The following is a 14723-nucleotide window of genomic DNA, read 5'->3' on the forward strand; positions in this document are numbered from 1 at the left end:
CCGCTGGCGTGCCTGGTTGTACGGCTTTGTGCATGTGCCATGGCCGGTCCGCGGGCCGCCTGGGGCATGGGCGCGCGGCAGGCCGTGAAGTGGCGGGAATGTCGACGTGCATGCCCGGGCGGCGGCCCGGCTGGCCGAGGCCGCGGACAAGCAGGCCAAGGCCGCCAAGGACGCGGCACGTCAGCCGAGATGCCGTGGCCGTCCGGCCGACCGGACGGATGTGTGGCACATGCCATTGTCTCGTCCCGTCCACGGGGGTCGCGCCGTGATGGGCAGTCAAGTGATCATGGAGTCGGGTCCGTGCGCTTGCTGATCAACCGCACGAGGGGGGGACCTCCACTCGGGTGTGCCCCCTGTGCCGTTCCCGGCCGGCCCGCCACGACTGACGAAGGACCGTTCCGCATGATTACGACACGCAGACTGCTCCGGGTGGCCGCCAGTCCCGTGCTGGCCGCCGCCCTCCTGGCATCCACCGCCCCGTCCGCCTCGGCGGCCGACCCGCAGCCGCTGTACGGCGAGTTGGCGAACAACGGCACGTTCGCCGCCGGCACCACCGGCTGGTGGTCCTCCGGTGCCTCCATGGCCTCCGCCGGCGGCGCGCTGGTCGCGACCGTCAACGGCGGGACGGGCAACCTGTGGGACGCCATGGTCGGCCAGGACGACATCCGGCTCCGCCCCGGGGCCACGTACACGCTGTCCTTCGACGCCAAGGCCTCCGCGCCGGCGAAGCTGCGCACGACGGCGCAGCTCGGTGACGCGCCCTACACCGCGGCGCTGGACCGGACCGTCGATCTGACAACGGTCTCCAAGCGCTTCACCTGGACGTTCACTTCGGGGATCGACACCACCACCGGAGCCGTCACCTTCCAGTTCGGCGGTCAGCCCGTGAAGACGGACGTCGTCATCGACAACGTCTCGCTGACCACGTCCACGGCCCGCGAGGGCTTCTACGTCGACCCGGCCAACAACGCCGCGACCTGGGTCAAGGACAACCCGGGCGACGCCCGCGCCGCGAAGATCAAGGCAGCCGTCGCGGACCACCAGACGGTGAAGTGGTTCGGGGACTGGGACGCCGACCGCAACCCCGCGACCGGAATACAGGCGGAGGTGTCCGACTACGTCGGCGCCGCCGCGGCACAGGGCCGCGTGCCGGTCCTGGTCGCCTACAACATCCCCGGCCGGGACTGCGGCGGCGCATCCTCCGGCGGCGCCGGCTCCCCGGACCTGTACAAGGCCTGGATCGACAAGTTCGCCCAGGGCGTCGCGGGCCGCCCGGCGATCGTCGTGCTGGAGCCGGACGCGGTGGCCCAGTCCTCCGACGACGCGTGCATGAAGGGCGCCGCCGAGCAGCGCTTCGACATGCTCAGGTACGCCACCCAGCGCCTGCAGCAGCAGGGCAAATTCGTACAGACGTACCTGGACGCCGGCAACGCCACCTGGACGCTCGGTCCGGACCTGAGTGGCACGCAGGGCATCGGCCTCAAGAAGATGGCGTACCTGCTCAGCCGCTCAGGTGTCGCCGCGGCCCGCGGCGTCTCGGTCAACGTGGCCAACTTCGACGACACCGCCATCGCCGACGACTACGCCAAGCGCCTGGCGGCCCAGCTCAAGACCGACTTCGGTGTGACCAGCCGCTGGGTGGTCGACACGGCCCGCAACGGCAACGGCGGCTACCTCGTCCCCGGCTCCCCGAGCAGCGGCCACGTCGGATTCTGCAACCCGCCCAAGCGCAAGCTCGGCGCTACTTCCCGGGCCGGCAGTGCCGGCGGCGCGGAGTACCACCTGTGGATCAAGAACCCGGGTGACTCGGACGGGAACTCCTCCCAGTGCCCGGCAGGCTCCCCGCCGGCCGGCACGTTCTCGCCGACGCTGGCCGAGGCACTGATCGACGGCCGCTGACCGGTCCGGCCGACCACCCGGCCGTATTGCCGCCCTCTCTCTGGTGGTCATGCCGGTGCTGTCCGCCGCACAGCGTCGCGCGGGGTGCGAGCTCGGCTCGGCCAGTGCGGTCGCCGACTCCAAGCAGACCTGCTCTGCACCTATGCGGGCGCTGAATGCCTGGACCGGGGCGCGCACCGAAGACCGCAGGTGGGGGGCAGGTGCGCTGCCCGGCAGCCGCCGGCCCGGTGAAGATCAGCGGCACCGGCCGCGGATAGGCTCGCCCGCATGGTTGTCGCTCGATCCGTTGCCCTCTTCGTCGTCGCCGCCCTGTTCGAGATCGGCGGTGCCTGGCTGGTCTGGCAGGGCATCCGGGAACACAAGGGGTGGATCTGGATCGGTGCCGGCGTCATCGCCCTCGGCCTCTACGGAGTCGTCGCCACCTGGCAGCACGACGAGAACTTCGGCCGCATCCTCGCCGCCTACGGCGGGATCTTCGTCGCAGGGTCCATCGCCTGGGGCATGGTCGCCGACGGCTACCGACCCGACCGCTGGGACGTCATCGGTGCCCTGGTCTGCCTCGCCGGGATGGCCGTGATCATGTACGCGCCCCGCAGCCACTGACCCACTCCCGGTGCGCCCGGCCGGAGGCCGGCCCGGCGTCAGCGCGCTGCACATCCCGCCGCAGGTCAGGCAGCAGAGCTCGTCGGGGCATGCAGCCATGCCCGCAGCGGGCCGTGCTTACCGGGGACGGTGATCTCGCGGAACTCCTCCGCCGGGATGGCTTGGTGCCCGTAACGCACGATCGCTGTGTAGATGGACTCTGATACACACAGCGCGTGGTCGTTCGTGCGTTCCTGCAATGCCGCGCGCAGCATGTCGGCGTCGAGCAGGCGGCAGGTGTTGTTGAGGTCGTTGCCCACCCAGCCGCCGGACTCGTCCACGGCCACGAACCCGGTGTCGAGGACCACGCACAGACGGATCTGAACCGAGTGCGAGGCCAGCCGGTTGATGGTGCGCATTTCGGCGGGAAGGCTGGTGAGCAGGGCGTGGAGCAGCCCGGCCACGGGGACGGTGGGGTCGATCAGCTCCATGACGCAGTCGCCGCGGTCGGCGCGTTGTCGCAAGCTCAAGTCGATCCCGGCGGCGTGCTGAACGTGGTCGATGATGCCGTGGAGCATCCGGCGCAGATACGCTTGCTCGACGTCGTCACGGTTGCTGAAGCGCTCGACGCCGGCAAGTAGCACAGTTCGGGACAAGGCCATCGCCTGGGGCGCCGTGCCAGCAGCGGGCGGCCGAGCGGGGCCGTGCTGTGAGGGCAGCCGGTCAGGTTCGGCCGGCTCCATGGCCTGCTCCGACGGCGGTCCGTTCTCCGCGGCCGGCGGGGCATCCGCTTGCGCGGCCTCATCCCAAAGACGGTGGAACCGCTTTACCTCGGCTGCCGTGTCCGCGTCAGGCGCCCGGTCGGCGAGTTCCACCACCAGCACATGCACAAGTCCCCACGCCGGCAGTCGTGGGTTGGTGAACGCGTCGTGGATCCGGCTCGAACTGGCCACTCCGGCACCCAGCGCACGGGCCAGCTCGCGCACCGACGGCCATCCCGCTCGCCGGTGAATCGAGTGAAGTTCATCGCTGAGCCGCTTGCGCGGTCCAGGAGCGAACGTGGGAGCCGTGAGCTTGGCCATGTGTCAATCCCCGCGGAGTGTCCAGAAGCGTCCAACTACGTCCGACGGGCAAGGTACCGCGTCCGAACTCGTCAGTCCTTGCCTTGAATTGTTTGGAGACGTCAGACCGCGTCAGCGCGGTCCCGGACGGGTTGAGCCTGGGTGGGACCGATTGAAATCGCACCGAGGAGAACAAGGTGATCGACACAGCGCTGACCGCAGTGGCCCAGGGCCTGCTGACCGAGCTCCCCTCCAGCCTGATCACGGCGGCGATCACGGCACTCACCATCTGGGGAGTTCGCAGACGGTCCGGACGAGACAGGTGACCCAGGGGGCACAACTCGCGCCGCGTACGACGGCGGCCCTGCCGCCGGGCCGCTCCTGCTCGCAGCGGCCGAGCGAGCCCCCACTGACCCCGAGACTGCCGAGCTGGTCACGGGGGGCTCACCGCACTCGACCTGGCAATCCGTCAGGCACGCGGTCCCGACAGGGCCCCGCAGGCCCTCGCCCACGTCCTCAGGCGACAAGAGGACAAGGCGCAGACCGATAGGCAGAGTGTCGCACCGGCCGTCGGACAGGAAGTGAACGCGGTCAGCCACCGGGGGCGGCGATCTCTGCGTCGTCAGGCTGCGTCACGCACTGCCGGAAACCTCCACCTCCTGAAGGAAGTCCGCAACCCGACGGTTGAAGACCTGCACGGGGAGGCCGTGCCTCGCCCCGGCCACCACCTCGGTCCGTACGTCCGGGATCAGTCGCCGCGCGCGGGCCTCCGCCCGGCGGGAGTCCATCACGCGGTCGGCACCGCCGAGCAGCACGAGGGTGGGCACCCCGATCGCGCCCAGCTCCTCATCGCTCATGGGCTGCGGCTGCGGCAGCCGGATACGGAAGCCGTTGATCGCCTCCAGGAACAGCCGTATTCCCGCCTCGGCCTCCTCCGGGGCCACGCCCGTTTCACCTATGAGGCGGGTGAACCAGCGGCGCCGGAAGCCCTCGGAGCCGCTCAAGACGCCGGCGATGGCACCCAGCAGGAAGCCCGGCTTGAGCGGGGCGAGGGCCCGGGGCGGTTCGTAGACGGCCACCGACGCCACCCGCTCCGGGACGCGCACCGCGTGCTGGAGCGCCACGTAGCCGCCGTACGAATGCCCGACCAGGTGCACGCGCTCCAGGCCCAGTCCAGCGAGGGCCGCCTCCAGCCAGGCGGCCGTGTCGTCGGCATCGCCAATCGGAAGGCTCTGCACGCTGTACCCGGGCTCGCCCACGCGGTCGACTGCCAGTACGCGTCGGCTTCCCCGGGCCAACGCCGCGACATGGGGCGCCCATGCGGCGGGGGTCGCGCTCTGCCCGTGCAGCAACACGACCGGAGTCCGCTCACCGGCACCATGGATGTGGACCCGTGTCGTTCCGAAGCGGGTCGCGACGTCCAACTCCTCGCGCGGCTCGGGCCAGTACGCCATCGCCCGGTCGTAGGCAGCCAGGACGCGCGTCCGCGCCGCGTCATCGATGAAAGAGCTGATGGGTGCGGTCATGGGTTGCCTCCTCTGGAGCGGCGGACCGTGTGGTCCTCGTCGTGATCTTCGCAGGGGACCATACGGGACAGGTCAGCGGGCCTCCGCCCATCGCAGCGGAACCGGCTGCTCACGGCAGGAGACGCAACCCGCTGTTGCGGGCCGGCATGGTGTACGACACCTCCGACCTGGCCGACAGCTGGCCACTGATGGACCTGGAGATCACCGAGGTCCCGCTCGAACTCGACGTAGATACGAGCCGCTAGTCAGAAGCTGCTTCGAACCGGGCCAGTGCAGTCCAGTCCAACGGTCGCACGATCTCCGCCAACCGGCTGAAGGGGTCCTCGCCGGGTTGTTGGAACCACACCACGGACAGCTCGCTGTGGCCGGGTTCGGTCACGCCGTCGGGGCGCCAGGGCGCGCTCAGCCTCGCATGCACCCTGGCCCGTGGCAGCCAGGTGTCCACCCGCGCGGCGGCATCAGCCCGGATGCCGTCCAGGTCGTGGATGTACATACCCTGCGGATTTGCGAGCTGCTTCTCCAACTGCATGATCCTGAGCCGACGATGCAGGTACGGCGTGCCCTCGATCATCCCTTCGAGGTCGTCCCACATGTGCAGCTGGCGCAACTCGGCGTGGATCTCGCCCACCTGAAACGTACGCAGCTCAAGATTCCCGGTCACAGCCCGCAGCCTAGCGACGGCGCCGACTGCCGGCGAACGCGATCCGCTTGCCCCTCCTCAGGCGGGGTTCTCCCGCAGCCAGGACGGCGTCCCACGCACTGCGTGGCAGGGAGGTCTTCCCCAACGACGACGCGCTCCAGCGGCTGGTCACCCCCGTGCTGTTCGAAATGCACGACGAATGGATCGCCTTCCCGCGCCGCTACCTGCCCGAGGGCAGCATGGACAAGCTCTACCCCGGAGAACATGGCTGGGACGAACTACCGCTCATCACATGACCGTTGGCGTGGTATGTGCTCGGCCGCACGTCGGCGCTTCCAGTACGCGATGGTCAGCACGGCGAGGAGCGGCCCCCACAGGACCAGCGGCGTGTAGCAGATGTGGAACCAGAGCTCCTCCCAGCCGCCGACCGAGCCTGGGAAGTCGTCGGGAAGGGCGTCGCCCCGGATCGTCGTACCCATGACCTGGGTGACGGGGGCGAGGACGGTCCACAAGAAGGTGAGGAGAACGGCCCCGATCGCGGCGGGAACGACCGCCGCCATCGTCGGGACCCGGCGGCCTCGCACGAACGGGAGCCAGCGCGGAAACACCTCGCCCCACCGAGCGATCAGGCCAAACGCGGTGAACGCGAGGGCCTCGGACAGGACCGACAGGAAGACGATGTACAGCCGCTCGCCGATCCCGATCCCCTGGTCGAAAGCGGCCGGGAGCCTCCACAGACTGGACGGCAGGACGGCCAACACCACGGCGCATGCGGTGAGTCGCAGACGCCGGGAGACACCGGCGACGGGCTCGTGGGCGGCCCGCCATGCACGGCGCAATCGTCCGGGGCAGGCTGCGTGTTCGCCGACGCGCGGGAGCGGCTGCATGTGCGGTCCTCTGTCTCGCTGGGCCCAACCGGCCCGTTCGTCCACAAAGATCGCGGCCAGGAGGGTCGCCGCACATCGAGCCGCGGGCTGACTCGGTTCCCCCGTAACGCCGAGGAGCCGTGCTACCGAAGGAGGACGGCAGAGCGGCGCCGAAACCGGGCCCTGGCAAGACATGACACCGACGGCCAGCGCGGCCGCGAGTACCGGTGGCCGCCTCCCGTCTTTGTGCGCGTCTTCGGACCACCCGGTAGCGTTGATTACGTGCGTTCCGCCCACACCGCCGCATCGCCCCGCGGCGGGGCAGCCGTCGATCGGCAGAGGAACGGGATCACATGGCAGAGCACAGCTTCCATATCGGGGCGCCGGCTGCAGGAGCCGCTCTGGCCTTCCTGGCAGCCCTCGGCCCGGCGCCGGCCGCCGCCGCACCACCGCACACCGATGCCACCGGGCCTGGCACCGGGCCCGGCACGGCCGCCGCGTCACGCTTCGTGCCGGGTCCCTGCCCCAGGACACCTGAACCGATCGAAGCGCTGGCCACCGCCCGGTGCGGTGTCCTGGAGGTTCCCGAGAACCGTGCCCGTCCCGGCGGCCGGGCCATCCGGTTGGCCGTGGCGGTCATCCCGTCCGCCTCGGCGGAGCCCGCCCAGGACCCGGTGGTGTTCATGTCGGGCGGCCCCGGGGGCGAGACGTTCGACGACATCCCGTTCCTGGTTTCCTCCGGCCTGAACCGGGAGCGCGAACTGATCGTCATGGCCCAGCGCGGCAATCTCTACGACGAGCCCAACCTTGCCTGCCCGGAGCTGGACCGCCTCTACGCCCGGTCCACGGGGCTCCCCTCCTACGCACCGCAGACGGAAAGGCTCACACTCGACGCGGTGAAGCAGTGCCGGGACCGCCTGACGGCCGACGGAACCGACCTGAGCGCCTACAACAGCACCGAGAACGCCGCCGACTTCGCCGACCTGCGCACGGCGCTGGGCGTCAAGCAGTGGAACGTCTACGGCCATTCCTACGGCAGCAACCTGGCCCTGACCTACCTACGCCTGCACCCCCAGGGGATCCGCGCGGTGGCGCTCGACTCGATCGCCCCCGCACAGTACGTCTCTCTGCCGTTCGCCTGGGCCACCGCCAAGGAGGGGCTCGACAACCTCTACCAGGCCTGCGCGGCCGAGCCCCGCTGCAAAAGCCGGTACCCGGACCTCGAGCGCACCCTGAACGAGCAGGTGCGCAGGCTGGAGGCCCGGCCCCTGACGCTGAACGTCCGGCCGCCGCAGGGCGGAGACCCGGTGAAGGTCGTCCTCGACGGCGGCGCACTGCTGAACCTGCTGGTCGCCAAGGCGATCCCGTTCAAAGACGTTCCGGCGGCGATCGACGAACTCGGCCGTGGACGTCCCGAGCGCTTCGCCCGGGCCCGCGCGGCCGGCTCGGTCCAGGTGGTCGGCCAGACCGCCCACGGTCTGACCCAGTCGGTGGTGTGCGGCGAATGGGTGCCGGATCACTCGCCGTCCGACGTGCTGAAGGCGGGCCGTGAAGCATTCCCCCAATGGCCGGAATCGGTCCAGGCCCAGACGCCTCAACTGGCCTTCCAGGACCAGATGTGCCGCATCTGGAACGTCCCGGACCGCACCGACGTCCAGCGGAAGGCCACGGTCGGCCCGGTGCCGACGCTCTTCATCAACGGAACGTTCGACATGAAGACCAGTCCCAGCTGGGCGCAGAAGACGGCCCGGACGCTGTCCCACTCGACCACCGTGAAGGTGCCCGGGATCGGGCACTGGGTGGTCCCGCAGTCGCCCTGCGCCCAGAAGGTGCTGGCCTCCTTCCTCACCCGCCCGACCGCGCCCGACACCGGCTGCGTGGCGGGGCTCAGGTGGGAACCGTTCACGATCACCCCGAAGTGACCGGGAGGACCGATGGCACGGTCACACACACGACGGTTGCGCACCGGATCGGCCGCAGCGGCGACCGGGATTCTCCTCACCGGTGTGCTCGCGGCACCGGGGCGTGCACAGGAGGAGACGCCCACAGGAGCCACCGGCACGGTCGCCCGCACCGTGGGCGACGCCCGCTTCGAGCCGGGCCCCTGCCCGAGGACGGCGGACCCGGTCGCCGAACTCAAGGGTGCGCGCTGTGGCACGCTGACTGTGCCCGAGAACCGTGCCAAGCCGGACAGCCGGAAGATCACTCTTGGTGTCGCGATCGTGCCCGCTGCGGCCGCCAAGGCGAAGCCCGACCCGATCGTGTGGCTCGCCGGCGGACCCGGCGACGACGCGGTCGGGGAGGCGAAGATGGCGATCGACGGCGGACTGAACCGCGACCGCGACGTGATCTTCATGTCCCAGCGCGGAACGTACTCGGCCGATCCGGCGCTCACCTGCCGCAACATCGACGAGTTCAACGCACGCGTGACCGGCCTCGTCTATGACGCGCCGTCCACCGAGCGCCTGCACGTCGAGGCCACGAAGGCCTGCCGCGAGAAACTGGCGGCGAGCGGGGCCGACCTCGGCGCCTACAACGACATCGAGAGCGCCGCCGACCTCGCGGACCTGCGCACCACGCTGGGCCTCAAGCAGTGGAACGTGTTCGGCATCTCCTACGGCACCCAGGTGGCGCTCGTCTACATGCGCCTGCACCCCGACGGAATCCGGTCGGTCGGCATCGACGGCATCCTGCCGCCGTCCAAGGCAGGGTCGGCCCTGACCTGGAGTGCCGCCAAGCAGGGCTTCGACGGCCTGTTCAAGGCCTGCGCCGAGCAGCCCGCCTGCAACCGCCGCTACCCGAACCTGTCCGCCACCTTCGACCGGCTCGTCCGCGACCTCGAAGCCAAGCCGGTCACCACGACCGTCACGCTCCCCGACAGCCAGAAGCAGGTGAAGGTCGTCCTGGACGGCGGAGCCCTGGTGAACTGGATGACCTCCGCCACCCACGTGGCACCCCAGGTACCCCGCGCCCTCGACGAGTTGGCCCACGGCAAACCCCAGCGGATCGCCCAGCAGTGGGCCGGCGGCAAGTACAGCCCCCAGGCCGTCGGCCGGGTGTCCCACGGGCTCGTGTACGGCGTCTTCTGCAGCGAGTGGACGCCGTACGAGACCCAGGCCGAAGCGCTCCGCGGAGGCCGGGAAACCTTCCCGTCGTTCCCCCACTCGGTACAGGCCCAGGCTCCGCAGCTCACCTTCCTCCGTCCGGACTGCGACGTCTGGAACGTCCCCGCGGCGCCGCGCTCGATCCGGGACGTCACGCGGAGCGACATCCCCACCCTTGCCATCTCGGGCGGCTTCGACGCCCAGACCGGAGCGGCCAACGGCCCGTACGTGGCCCGCACCCTGCCTCGGGCCACCGTCGTCACGGTCCCCTACGAACCCCACGTGGTCTTCGCCACGTCGAAGTGCGCCCAATCCATCACCGTCTCCTTCTTCAACACCCCCACGGCCCCGGACACCGAGTGCCTCAAGGACCTCAAGCCCCCGGAATTCGAGGTCGCCCCGTGACCCAACCTCGCTCCAGGTGAAGAAAGAAGGTGCAGTCCGTGAACCGAACGGCGTCGCTGTGCACCGCGGGGGGCGCCATGGTCCTGGTTGTACTGGCCGGTATGACCCCCCGGGCATACGCGACCGGCGACGACCGCGAGAAGCGCAGTGCAGGGGTTCTCCAGGAACTGGTGCCTTCCCCCGATGCCCCCGGATGTGCCGCAGCAGTCGGCAGACGCGGCAACGTAGTCTGGGAGGCGGGGAGAGGAAAAGCCGATATGGCGACCGGGCGAGAGATCACACCGACGACGGTCTTCGACATGGCATCCAACTCCAAACAATTCACGGCAGACGCCATCCTCCTGCTCGCCGGCCGCCACCGTCTCGCCCTCAACGACCCCCTGTCCACGTTCCTCGACAATGCACCCGGCTGGACTCGAAGCGTCACGCTGGCCGACCTGATGCATCACACGAGCGGCATTCCCGACTACCAGGACCTGCTAGAGGCCAAAGGCGTCAAACTGACGGATCCAGCCGGTCAGCAGGAGGCGATCACTGCCCTCCTCGCCTCACAGCCGGAAGATCCACCAGGCCGGCGTTTCTCCTACTCCAATTCCAACTACATCCTCCTCGCCCATGTCGTCGAAAAGGTCACCGGCACATCATTCCCGACGTTCATCCAACAGGAATTCTTCACCCCGCTGCACCTGCGCATGACTTTGTCCCCGGCGACCGAACTCCCGGGCAAGGCAAAGTCGTACGAAGAGAAGGGCGGTTCCTTCACCCCCAACTCATCCCCCTGGAAACAGTACGGAGACGGGTCCGTCCAAACCACCCCTGGCGAACTCGTCCGGTGGGCCGATAATTACCGCACCGGGCGCATCGGTGGAACACAACTGCTCGCCGGAGTCACGGAGGGAGCGGTAAACACGGGCGGCGCCCTGAGCGCACGCGGCGTCAAAGAAGGGCGATACGGGGCCGGAATCGTCCTTCTCCCCGACCAGAGCCTGGTGCACCGCGGCGACTGGGAGGGGTTCCACAGCACCTTCAAGGTCAGCCCGGACCGCAACACTGCAGTCGCCGTCGTGTGCAACGTGGAGCCCCCCGATAGCCTGCCTGCGGCAAATCAACTGCTGGACATCTGGACCAAATGACGGCGGGGCAGCCCTGCGGCTCCCGGAGCTCCATCACTTCCGGGCAGGGTGTCCGCCTGCGGGCGGTCGACACCGGGTGGCGCGATCAGTCCGGGTGCGCCGGCGCGGCATGCCGATGCGGTGTGCGGCATGGTTCCTCCTCGTCTGCACGGATCACGCGCTGCGCCTGCCCGGTATCGACAGCGGTGCACACGACCGCTCCCGGTCCCCGGCCCCGGCGCCGCCCGGGGATTGAAGTGTCGTGTGCGGGGCAGGCGCCGCGTAGCCGACAGGCAGTCGGAGCCCGGGGAAGGAGAGATCGATCCCGTGAGCATGGTGAGGGAATCCATCGACATCATGCGGTACGGCTGACTGCTCGAAGCCCCCGGGGGTGCCCGTCCACACACGAGAGACCGGAAGGACGGCGTATTCATGCCGGTGCGAATCGGGTACACGATGATGACCGAGCAGGCCGGACCGCGTGAGCTGGTGGCCCATGTGGTGGGAGCGGAGAACGCGGGATTCGACTTCTCGGTGATCTCGGACCACTCCTTCCCGTGGCTGCAATCGCAGGGGCACGCACCGTACGCGTGGAGCGTTCTGGGGGCGGCCGCGCAGGCCACCTCCCGGATACCGCTCATGACGTACGTGACCTGCCCGACGTTCCGGTACCACCCCGCGGTCGTCGCCCAGAAGGCGGCGACAATGCAGCTGCTGTCCCAGGGCAGGTTCCGCCTGGGGCTGGGCACCGGTGAGAACCTCAACGAGCACGTCGTCGGCGCCGGCTGGCCCGCCGCCCACGTACGCCTGGAGATGCTCGAGGAAGCCGTCGACATCATCCGGCGGATGTTCACCGGCGGGTACGTGAGCCACCACGGCGCCCACTACGACGTCGAGAACGCCAAGCTATGGGACTTCCCCGACGAGCCGACCCCGATCGGCATCGCCGTCTCCGGACCCCGCTCCTGTGAGCTCGCCGGCCGACACGGCGACCTTGTGATCGCCACGGAACCGAAGCGGGAGCTGCTGGAGCAATTCGACGCCCACGGCGGAGCGGGAAAGCCGAGCGTCGCCCAAGTACCCGTCAGCTACGACACCGACCGCGAGGCAGCGGTGGCCCGGGCCCACGACCAGTTCCGCTGGGCCCTGGGAGGCTGGAAGGTCAACGCCGAACTCCGCGGGCCCGCGGGCTTCGAGCAGGCCTCGCAGCACACCCGGCCCGAAGATGTCGCCGAGGCCATTGCGTGCGGCGACGACGTGGACCCGTTCGTCGAAGCCGTACGCCCGTACGCGGAGGCGGGGTTCACCGAGGTCGCCCTCGTCCAGATCGGCGGCGACCGGCAGGAACCCTTCCTGGAATGGGCCAAGGCCAAACTCCTGCCCGCGCTCCGAAACCTGTGAGGAGGCCGCCGCCATGAACCGGAACCGCGCTGCTCTCTTCGACATCGACGGCACCCTCACGGACACCAACCACCTCCACGTCACCTCTTGGTGGGAGGCACTCCGTCAGGCCGGGCACCGGGTACCGATGCACCACATCCACCGGGCGATCGGCCTGCCGGGCGAGGACCTTCTCGGCCACCTCCTCGGAGAGGACCGCGAACACAGCGACGACGAGTTGCTGAGCGCCGCCCACGACACCCTGTACGCCACCTACTTCGACCGTCTCCCCGCCTTGGACTCGGCGGCCGACCTCCTGCGAGAGCTGTCGCAGGAGGGATGGAAGGTCCTGCTGGTCACCTCCGCGAAGGCCCGCGAACTGAACGCCCTGCGCAGGGCCATCGACGCCGACGATGCCATCACCGACACCGCGACCTCCGACGACGTGGAGCGGGGCAAGCCCGCGCCCGACCCTCTGCATCACGCCCTCGAAAGGGCGCAGGTCCCGCCCGAGCGCGCGGTCTTCGTCGGCGACACCGTGTGGGACATGAAGGCTGCCGTCCGCGCCGGTGTTGTCGCTGTCGGACTGCTGAGCGGTGGGATTCCGCGCGGCGACCTGGAGGACGCGGGAGCCGTCGCCGTCTACCGGGACCCCGCCGATCTGCTGGCCGGGCTGGGCGACAGCCCGTTCTCCAAGGTGCCGAACGCGTGAAACCGGCAGTGGAAGGGCGTGCGGCGGCTCGCCCATCGCCGGCCGAGTCCGGGCGCCCGTGCCCCCGGCTCGCTGCAGGCGTGCCCTCTGACTCCCCGGACGACTGGTCGGCCGGTGCTTTCCACGCAGTCGCGCTCGAGGCGCGGCACGGCCTCGCGGAATCGCTGCGGATCCGGGAGGGTCCGGGCTTCCCGGTCGGACCACCGGCATCCGAACCCGACGTAGGCGCTCCGCGGGCGGCGTGCTCGGCGGGACGTGGGGCTGAACGGGCGGGAATGGCGGGCGCGGCCGGTGTGGTTCGCGCGCGCCGGCACGGACAGCGGTTGTGATCGACCCATGTCCGGGACCGGCAAGCCCGCCTCCAGCAAGCCCGCCCACGGCACGCCGACGACCAAGGGGACGTCCGGCCACAAGGGGACGTCCACCTACAAGGGGACGTCCACGAGGGCCATCCTTCACCACTACGACCACCTGGGTGACTTCTACCGCCTCTTCCTGGGCGAGGACCTCGTCTACTCCCATGCCATGTGGCAGGAGGGAGACACCCTCGAAACCGCCCAGCGGCGCAAGCTCGACCACCACATCGCCGCAGCCCGGGCCGAGGGCGCCGAGCGGGTGCTGGACGTGGGCTGCGGATACGGGAGCCTGCTGCACCGCATGGTCGAGTGCCACGGCGTCCAGCGCGCCGTCGGTCTGACCCTGAGCCCCGCCGAGGCCGCCCGGGTACGGGAGCAGGGGTGGCCGGGGTGCGAGGTACGGGTGGAGAACTGGTTCGACCACCGTCCGGACGGACCCTACGACGCGGTCATCGTGATCGAGGCCGTGGAGCACTTCGCCGGGGGAACGCTGTGGCGGTCGCGCCGGGTCGCCCGCTACCGGGAGTTCTTCCGGCGCTGCCACCACTGGCTGCGCCCGGCTGGGCGGCTGTCGGTGCAGTCCAATGCCTGGAGCCGGTACGGCTGGCTCGCCTCCGTGTTGCTCAGCCCGGAGCGGCTGGCGGAGGACGGGGTACCAGTCCGGCGCCGGCCGACGGGCCGGGGCGCCGCTGCCGCCGTACGCAACCTCCGGTCCGGGCTGCACGCCTCCCGGACCGTGTTCCCCGAATGCTTCGTCCCCACCCGGTCCGAGCTCGCCGACGCCTCGGCAGGCCTGTTCCGGATCGTCTCCGAACGCCGGGACCCGCAGGACGGCATCCGGACCCTCGGCGCGTGGATCGAGCGGGCCGAGGAGAACCGGGAGGACGGCGCCCGACTGATCGGCCGCCGGGCCGTGGACGACATCCTGCGCGAGCTGCGGACGTCCTTGCGCTTCGTCCAGGAAGATCGCGCCACGACCCTCCGACTGGTCTTCGAGAAGCTCTGAGCCCTGGTCTGCGACATGCGCCGAACCGCCGGAACCGAGCGCGGAGGATCAGGCCAAGGCGCCGCCCGGCCGCG

Annotated in this window: 13 protein-coding genes and 2 pseudogenes; 11 read left to right on the forward strand and 4 right to left on the reverse strand. The window is 70.0% G+C overall.

Features of this window, described 5'->3' with window-relative positions:
• Nucleotides 1–402 precede the first annotated feature (402 nt).
• The 3 genes and pseudogenes from AC068A_RS18380 (at nucleotide 403) to AC068A_RS18390 (ending at nucleotide 2502) form a co-directional block, all read left to right on the forward strand.
• Nucleotides 403–1899: a glycoside hydrolase family 6 protein gene (locus AC068A_RS18380; protein ID WP_478586088.1), complete on the forward strand. Its 1497-nt coding sequence runs from the start codon at nucleotides 403–405 to the stop codon at nucleotides 1897–1899.
• Nucleotides 1900–1924: 25 nt separating this feature from the next.
• Nucleotides 1925–2061: pseudogene (locus tag AC068A_RS18385) on the forward strand (cation transporter); the annotation flags it as partial.
• A 105-nt stretch (nucleotides 2062–2166) separates the two neighbouring features.
• Nucleotides 2167–2502 (forward strand): YnfA family protein, encoded by a 336-nt coding sequence (locus tag AC068A_RS18390; protein WP_478586089.1) that lies wholly within the window; start codon nucleotides 2167–2169, stop codon nucleotides 2500–2502.
• Between the two features lie 65 nt (nucleotides 2503–2567).
• On the opposite strand, the gene AC068A_RS18395 is transcribed toward AC068A_RS18390, so the two are convergent.
• Nucleotides 2568–3563, reverse strand: coding sequence for a hypothetical protein (locus tag AC068A_RS18395; protein ID WP_478586091.1), 996 nt, complete (start codon nucleotides 3561–3563; stop codon nucleotides 2568–2570).
• Between the two features lie 176 nt (nucleotides 3564–3739).
• Between AC068A_RS18395 and AC068A_RS18400 the strand changes: the two genes are divergently transcribed.
• Nucleotides 3740–3868 carry a hypothetical protein gene (locus AC068A_RS18400; protein WP_478586093.1) on the forward strand — a complete coding sequence of 43 codons (129 nt, stop codon included), beginning with the start codon at nucleotides 3740–3742 and terminating at the stop codon, nucleotides 3866–3868.
• Nucleotides 3869–4174: 306 nt separating this feature from the next.
• Here the strand turns inward: AC068A_RS18400 and AC068A_RS18405 are convergent, their stop codons facing one another.
• Nucleotides 4175–5068 (reverse strand): alpha/beta fold hydrolase, encoded by an 894-nt coding sequence (locus AC068A_RS18405; protein WP_478586095.1) that lies wholly within the window; start codon nucleotides 5066–5068, stop codon nucleotides 4175–4177.
• 241 nt (nucleotides 5069–5309) lie between these two features.
• Nucleotides 5310–5729 carry a hypothetical protein gene (locus AC068A_RS18410; RefSeq protein WP_478586097.1) on the reverse strand — a complete coding sequence of 140 codons (420 nt, stop codon included), beginning with the start codon at nucleotides 5727–5729 and terminating at the stop codon, nucleotides 5310–5312.
• A 110-nt stretch (nucleotides 5730–5839) separates the two neighbouring features.
• Here AC068A_RS18410 and AC068A_RS18415 point away from each other — a divergent pair.
• A pseudogene (locus AC068A_RS18415) lies at nucleotides 5840–6004 on the forward strand (IS256 family transposase); the annotation flags it as partial.
• On the opposite strand, the gene AC068A_RS18420 reads toward AC068A_RS18415, so the two are convergent.
• Nucleotides 5987–6595 carry a hypothetical protein gene (locus AC068A_RS18420; protein ID WP_478586098.1) on the reverse strand — a complete coding sequence of 203 codons (609 nt, stop codon included), beginning with the start codon at nucleotides 6593–6595 and terminating at the stop codon, nucleotides 5987–5989. The pseudogene AC068A_RS18415 and the gene AC068A_RS18420 overlap by 18 nt on opposite strands.
• A 332-nt stretch (nucleotides 6596–6927) precedes the next feature.
• Between AC068A_RS18420 and AC068A_RS18425 the strand changes: the two genes are divergently transcribed.
• The 6 genes from AC068A_RS18425 (at nucleotide 6928) to AC068A_RS18450 (ending at nucleotide 14649) form a co-directional block, all read left to right on the forward strand.
• Nucleotides 6928–8496: an alpha/beta fold hydrolase gene (locus AC068A_RS18425; protein ID WP_478586100.1), complete on the forward strand. Its 1569-nt coding sequence runs from the start codon at nucleotides 6928–6930 to the stop codon at nucleotides 8494–8496.
• A 12-nt stretch (nucleotides 8497–8508) separates the two neighbouring features.
• Nucleotides 8509–10083: an alpha/beta fold hydrolase gene (locus tag AC068A_RS18430; RefSeq protein ID WP_478586102.1), complete on the forward strand. Its 1575-nt coding sequence runs from the start codon at nucleotides 8509–8511 to the stop codon at nucleotides 10081–10083.
• Nucleotides 10084–10121: 38 nt separating this feature from the next.
• Complete coding sequence (locus AC068A_RS18435) at nucleotides 10122–11216, forward strand: serine hydrolase domain-containing protein (RefSeq protein ID WP_478586104.1); 1095 nt, start codon at nucleotides 10122–10124, stop codon at nucleotides 11214–11216.
• A gap of 411 nt (nucleotides 11217–11627) precedes the next feature.
• Nucleotides 11628–12596 carry an LLM class F420-dependent oxidoreductase gene (locus AC068A_RS18440; RefSeq protein WP_478586106.1) on the forward strand — a complete coding sequence of 323 codons (969 nt, stop codon included), beginning with the start codon at nucleotides 11628–11630 and terminating at the stop codon, nucleotides 12594–12596.
• Between the two features lie 13 nt (nucleotides 12597–12609).
• Nucleotides 12610–13287 (forward strand): HAD family hydrolase, encoded by a 678-nt coding sequence (locus AC068A_RS18445; RefSeq protein WP_478586108.1) that lies wholly within the window; start codon nucleotides 12610–12612, stop codon nucleotides 13285–13287.
• 336 nt (nucleotides 13288–13623) lie between these two features.
• Nucleotides 13624–14649: an SAM-dependent methyltransferase gene (locus tag AC068A_RS18450; protein WP_478586110.1), complete on the forward strand. Its 1026-nt coding sequence runs from the start codon at nucleotides 13624–13626 to the stop codon at nucleotides 14647–14649.
• Nucleotides 14650–14723 lie beyond the last annotated feature (74 nt).

This window comes from Streptomyces sp. NPDC043854, assembly GCF_056436005.1.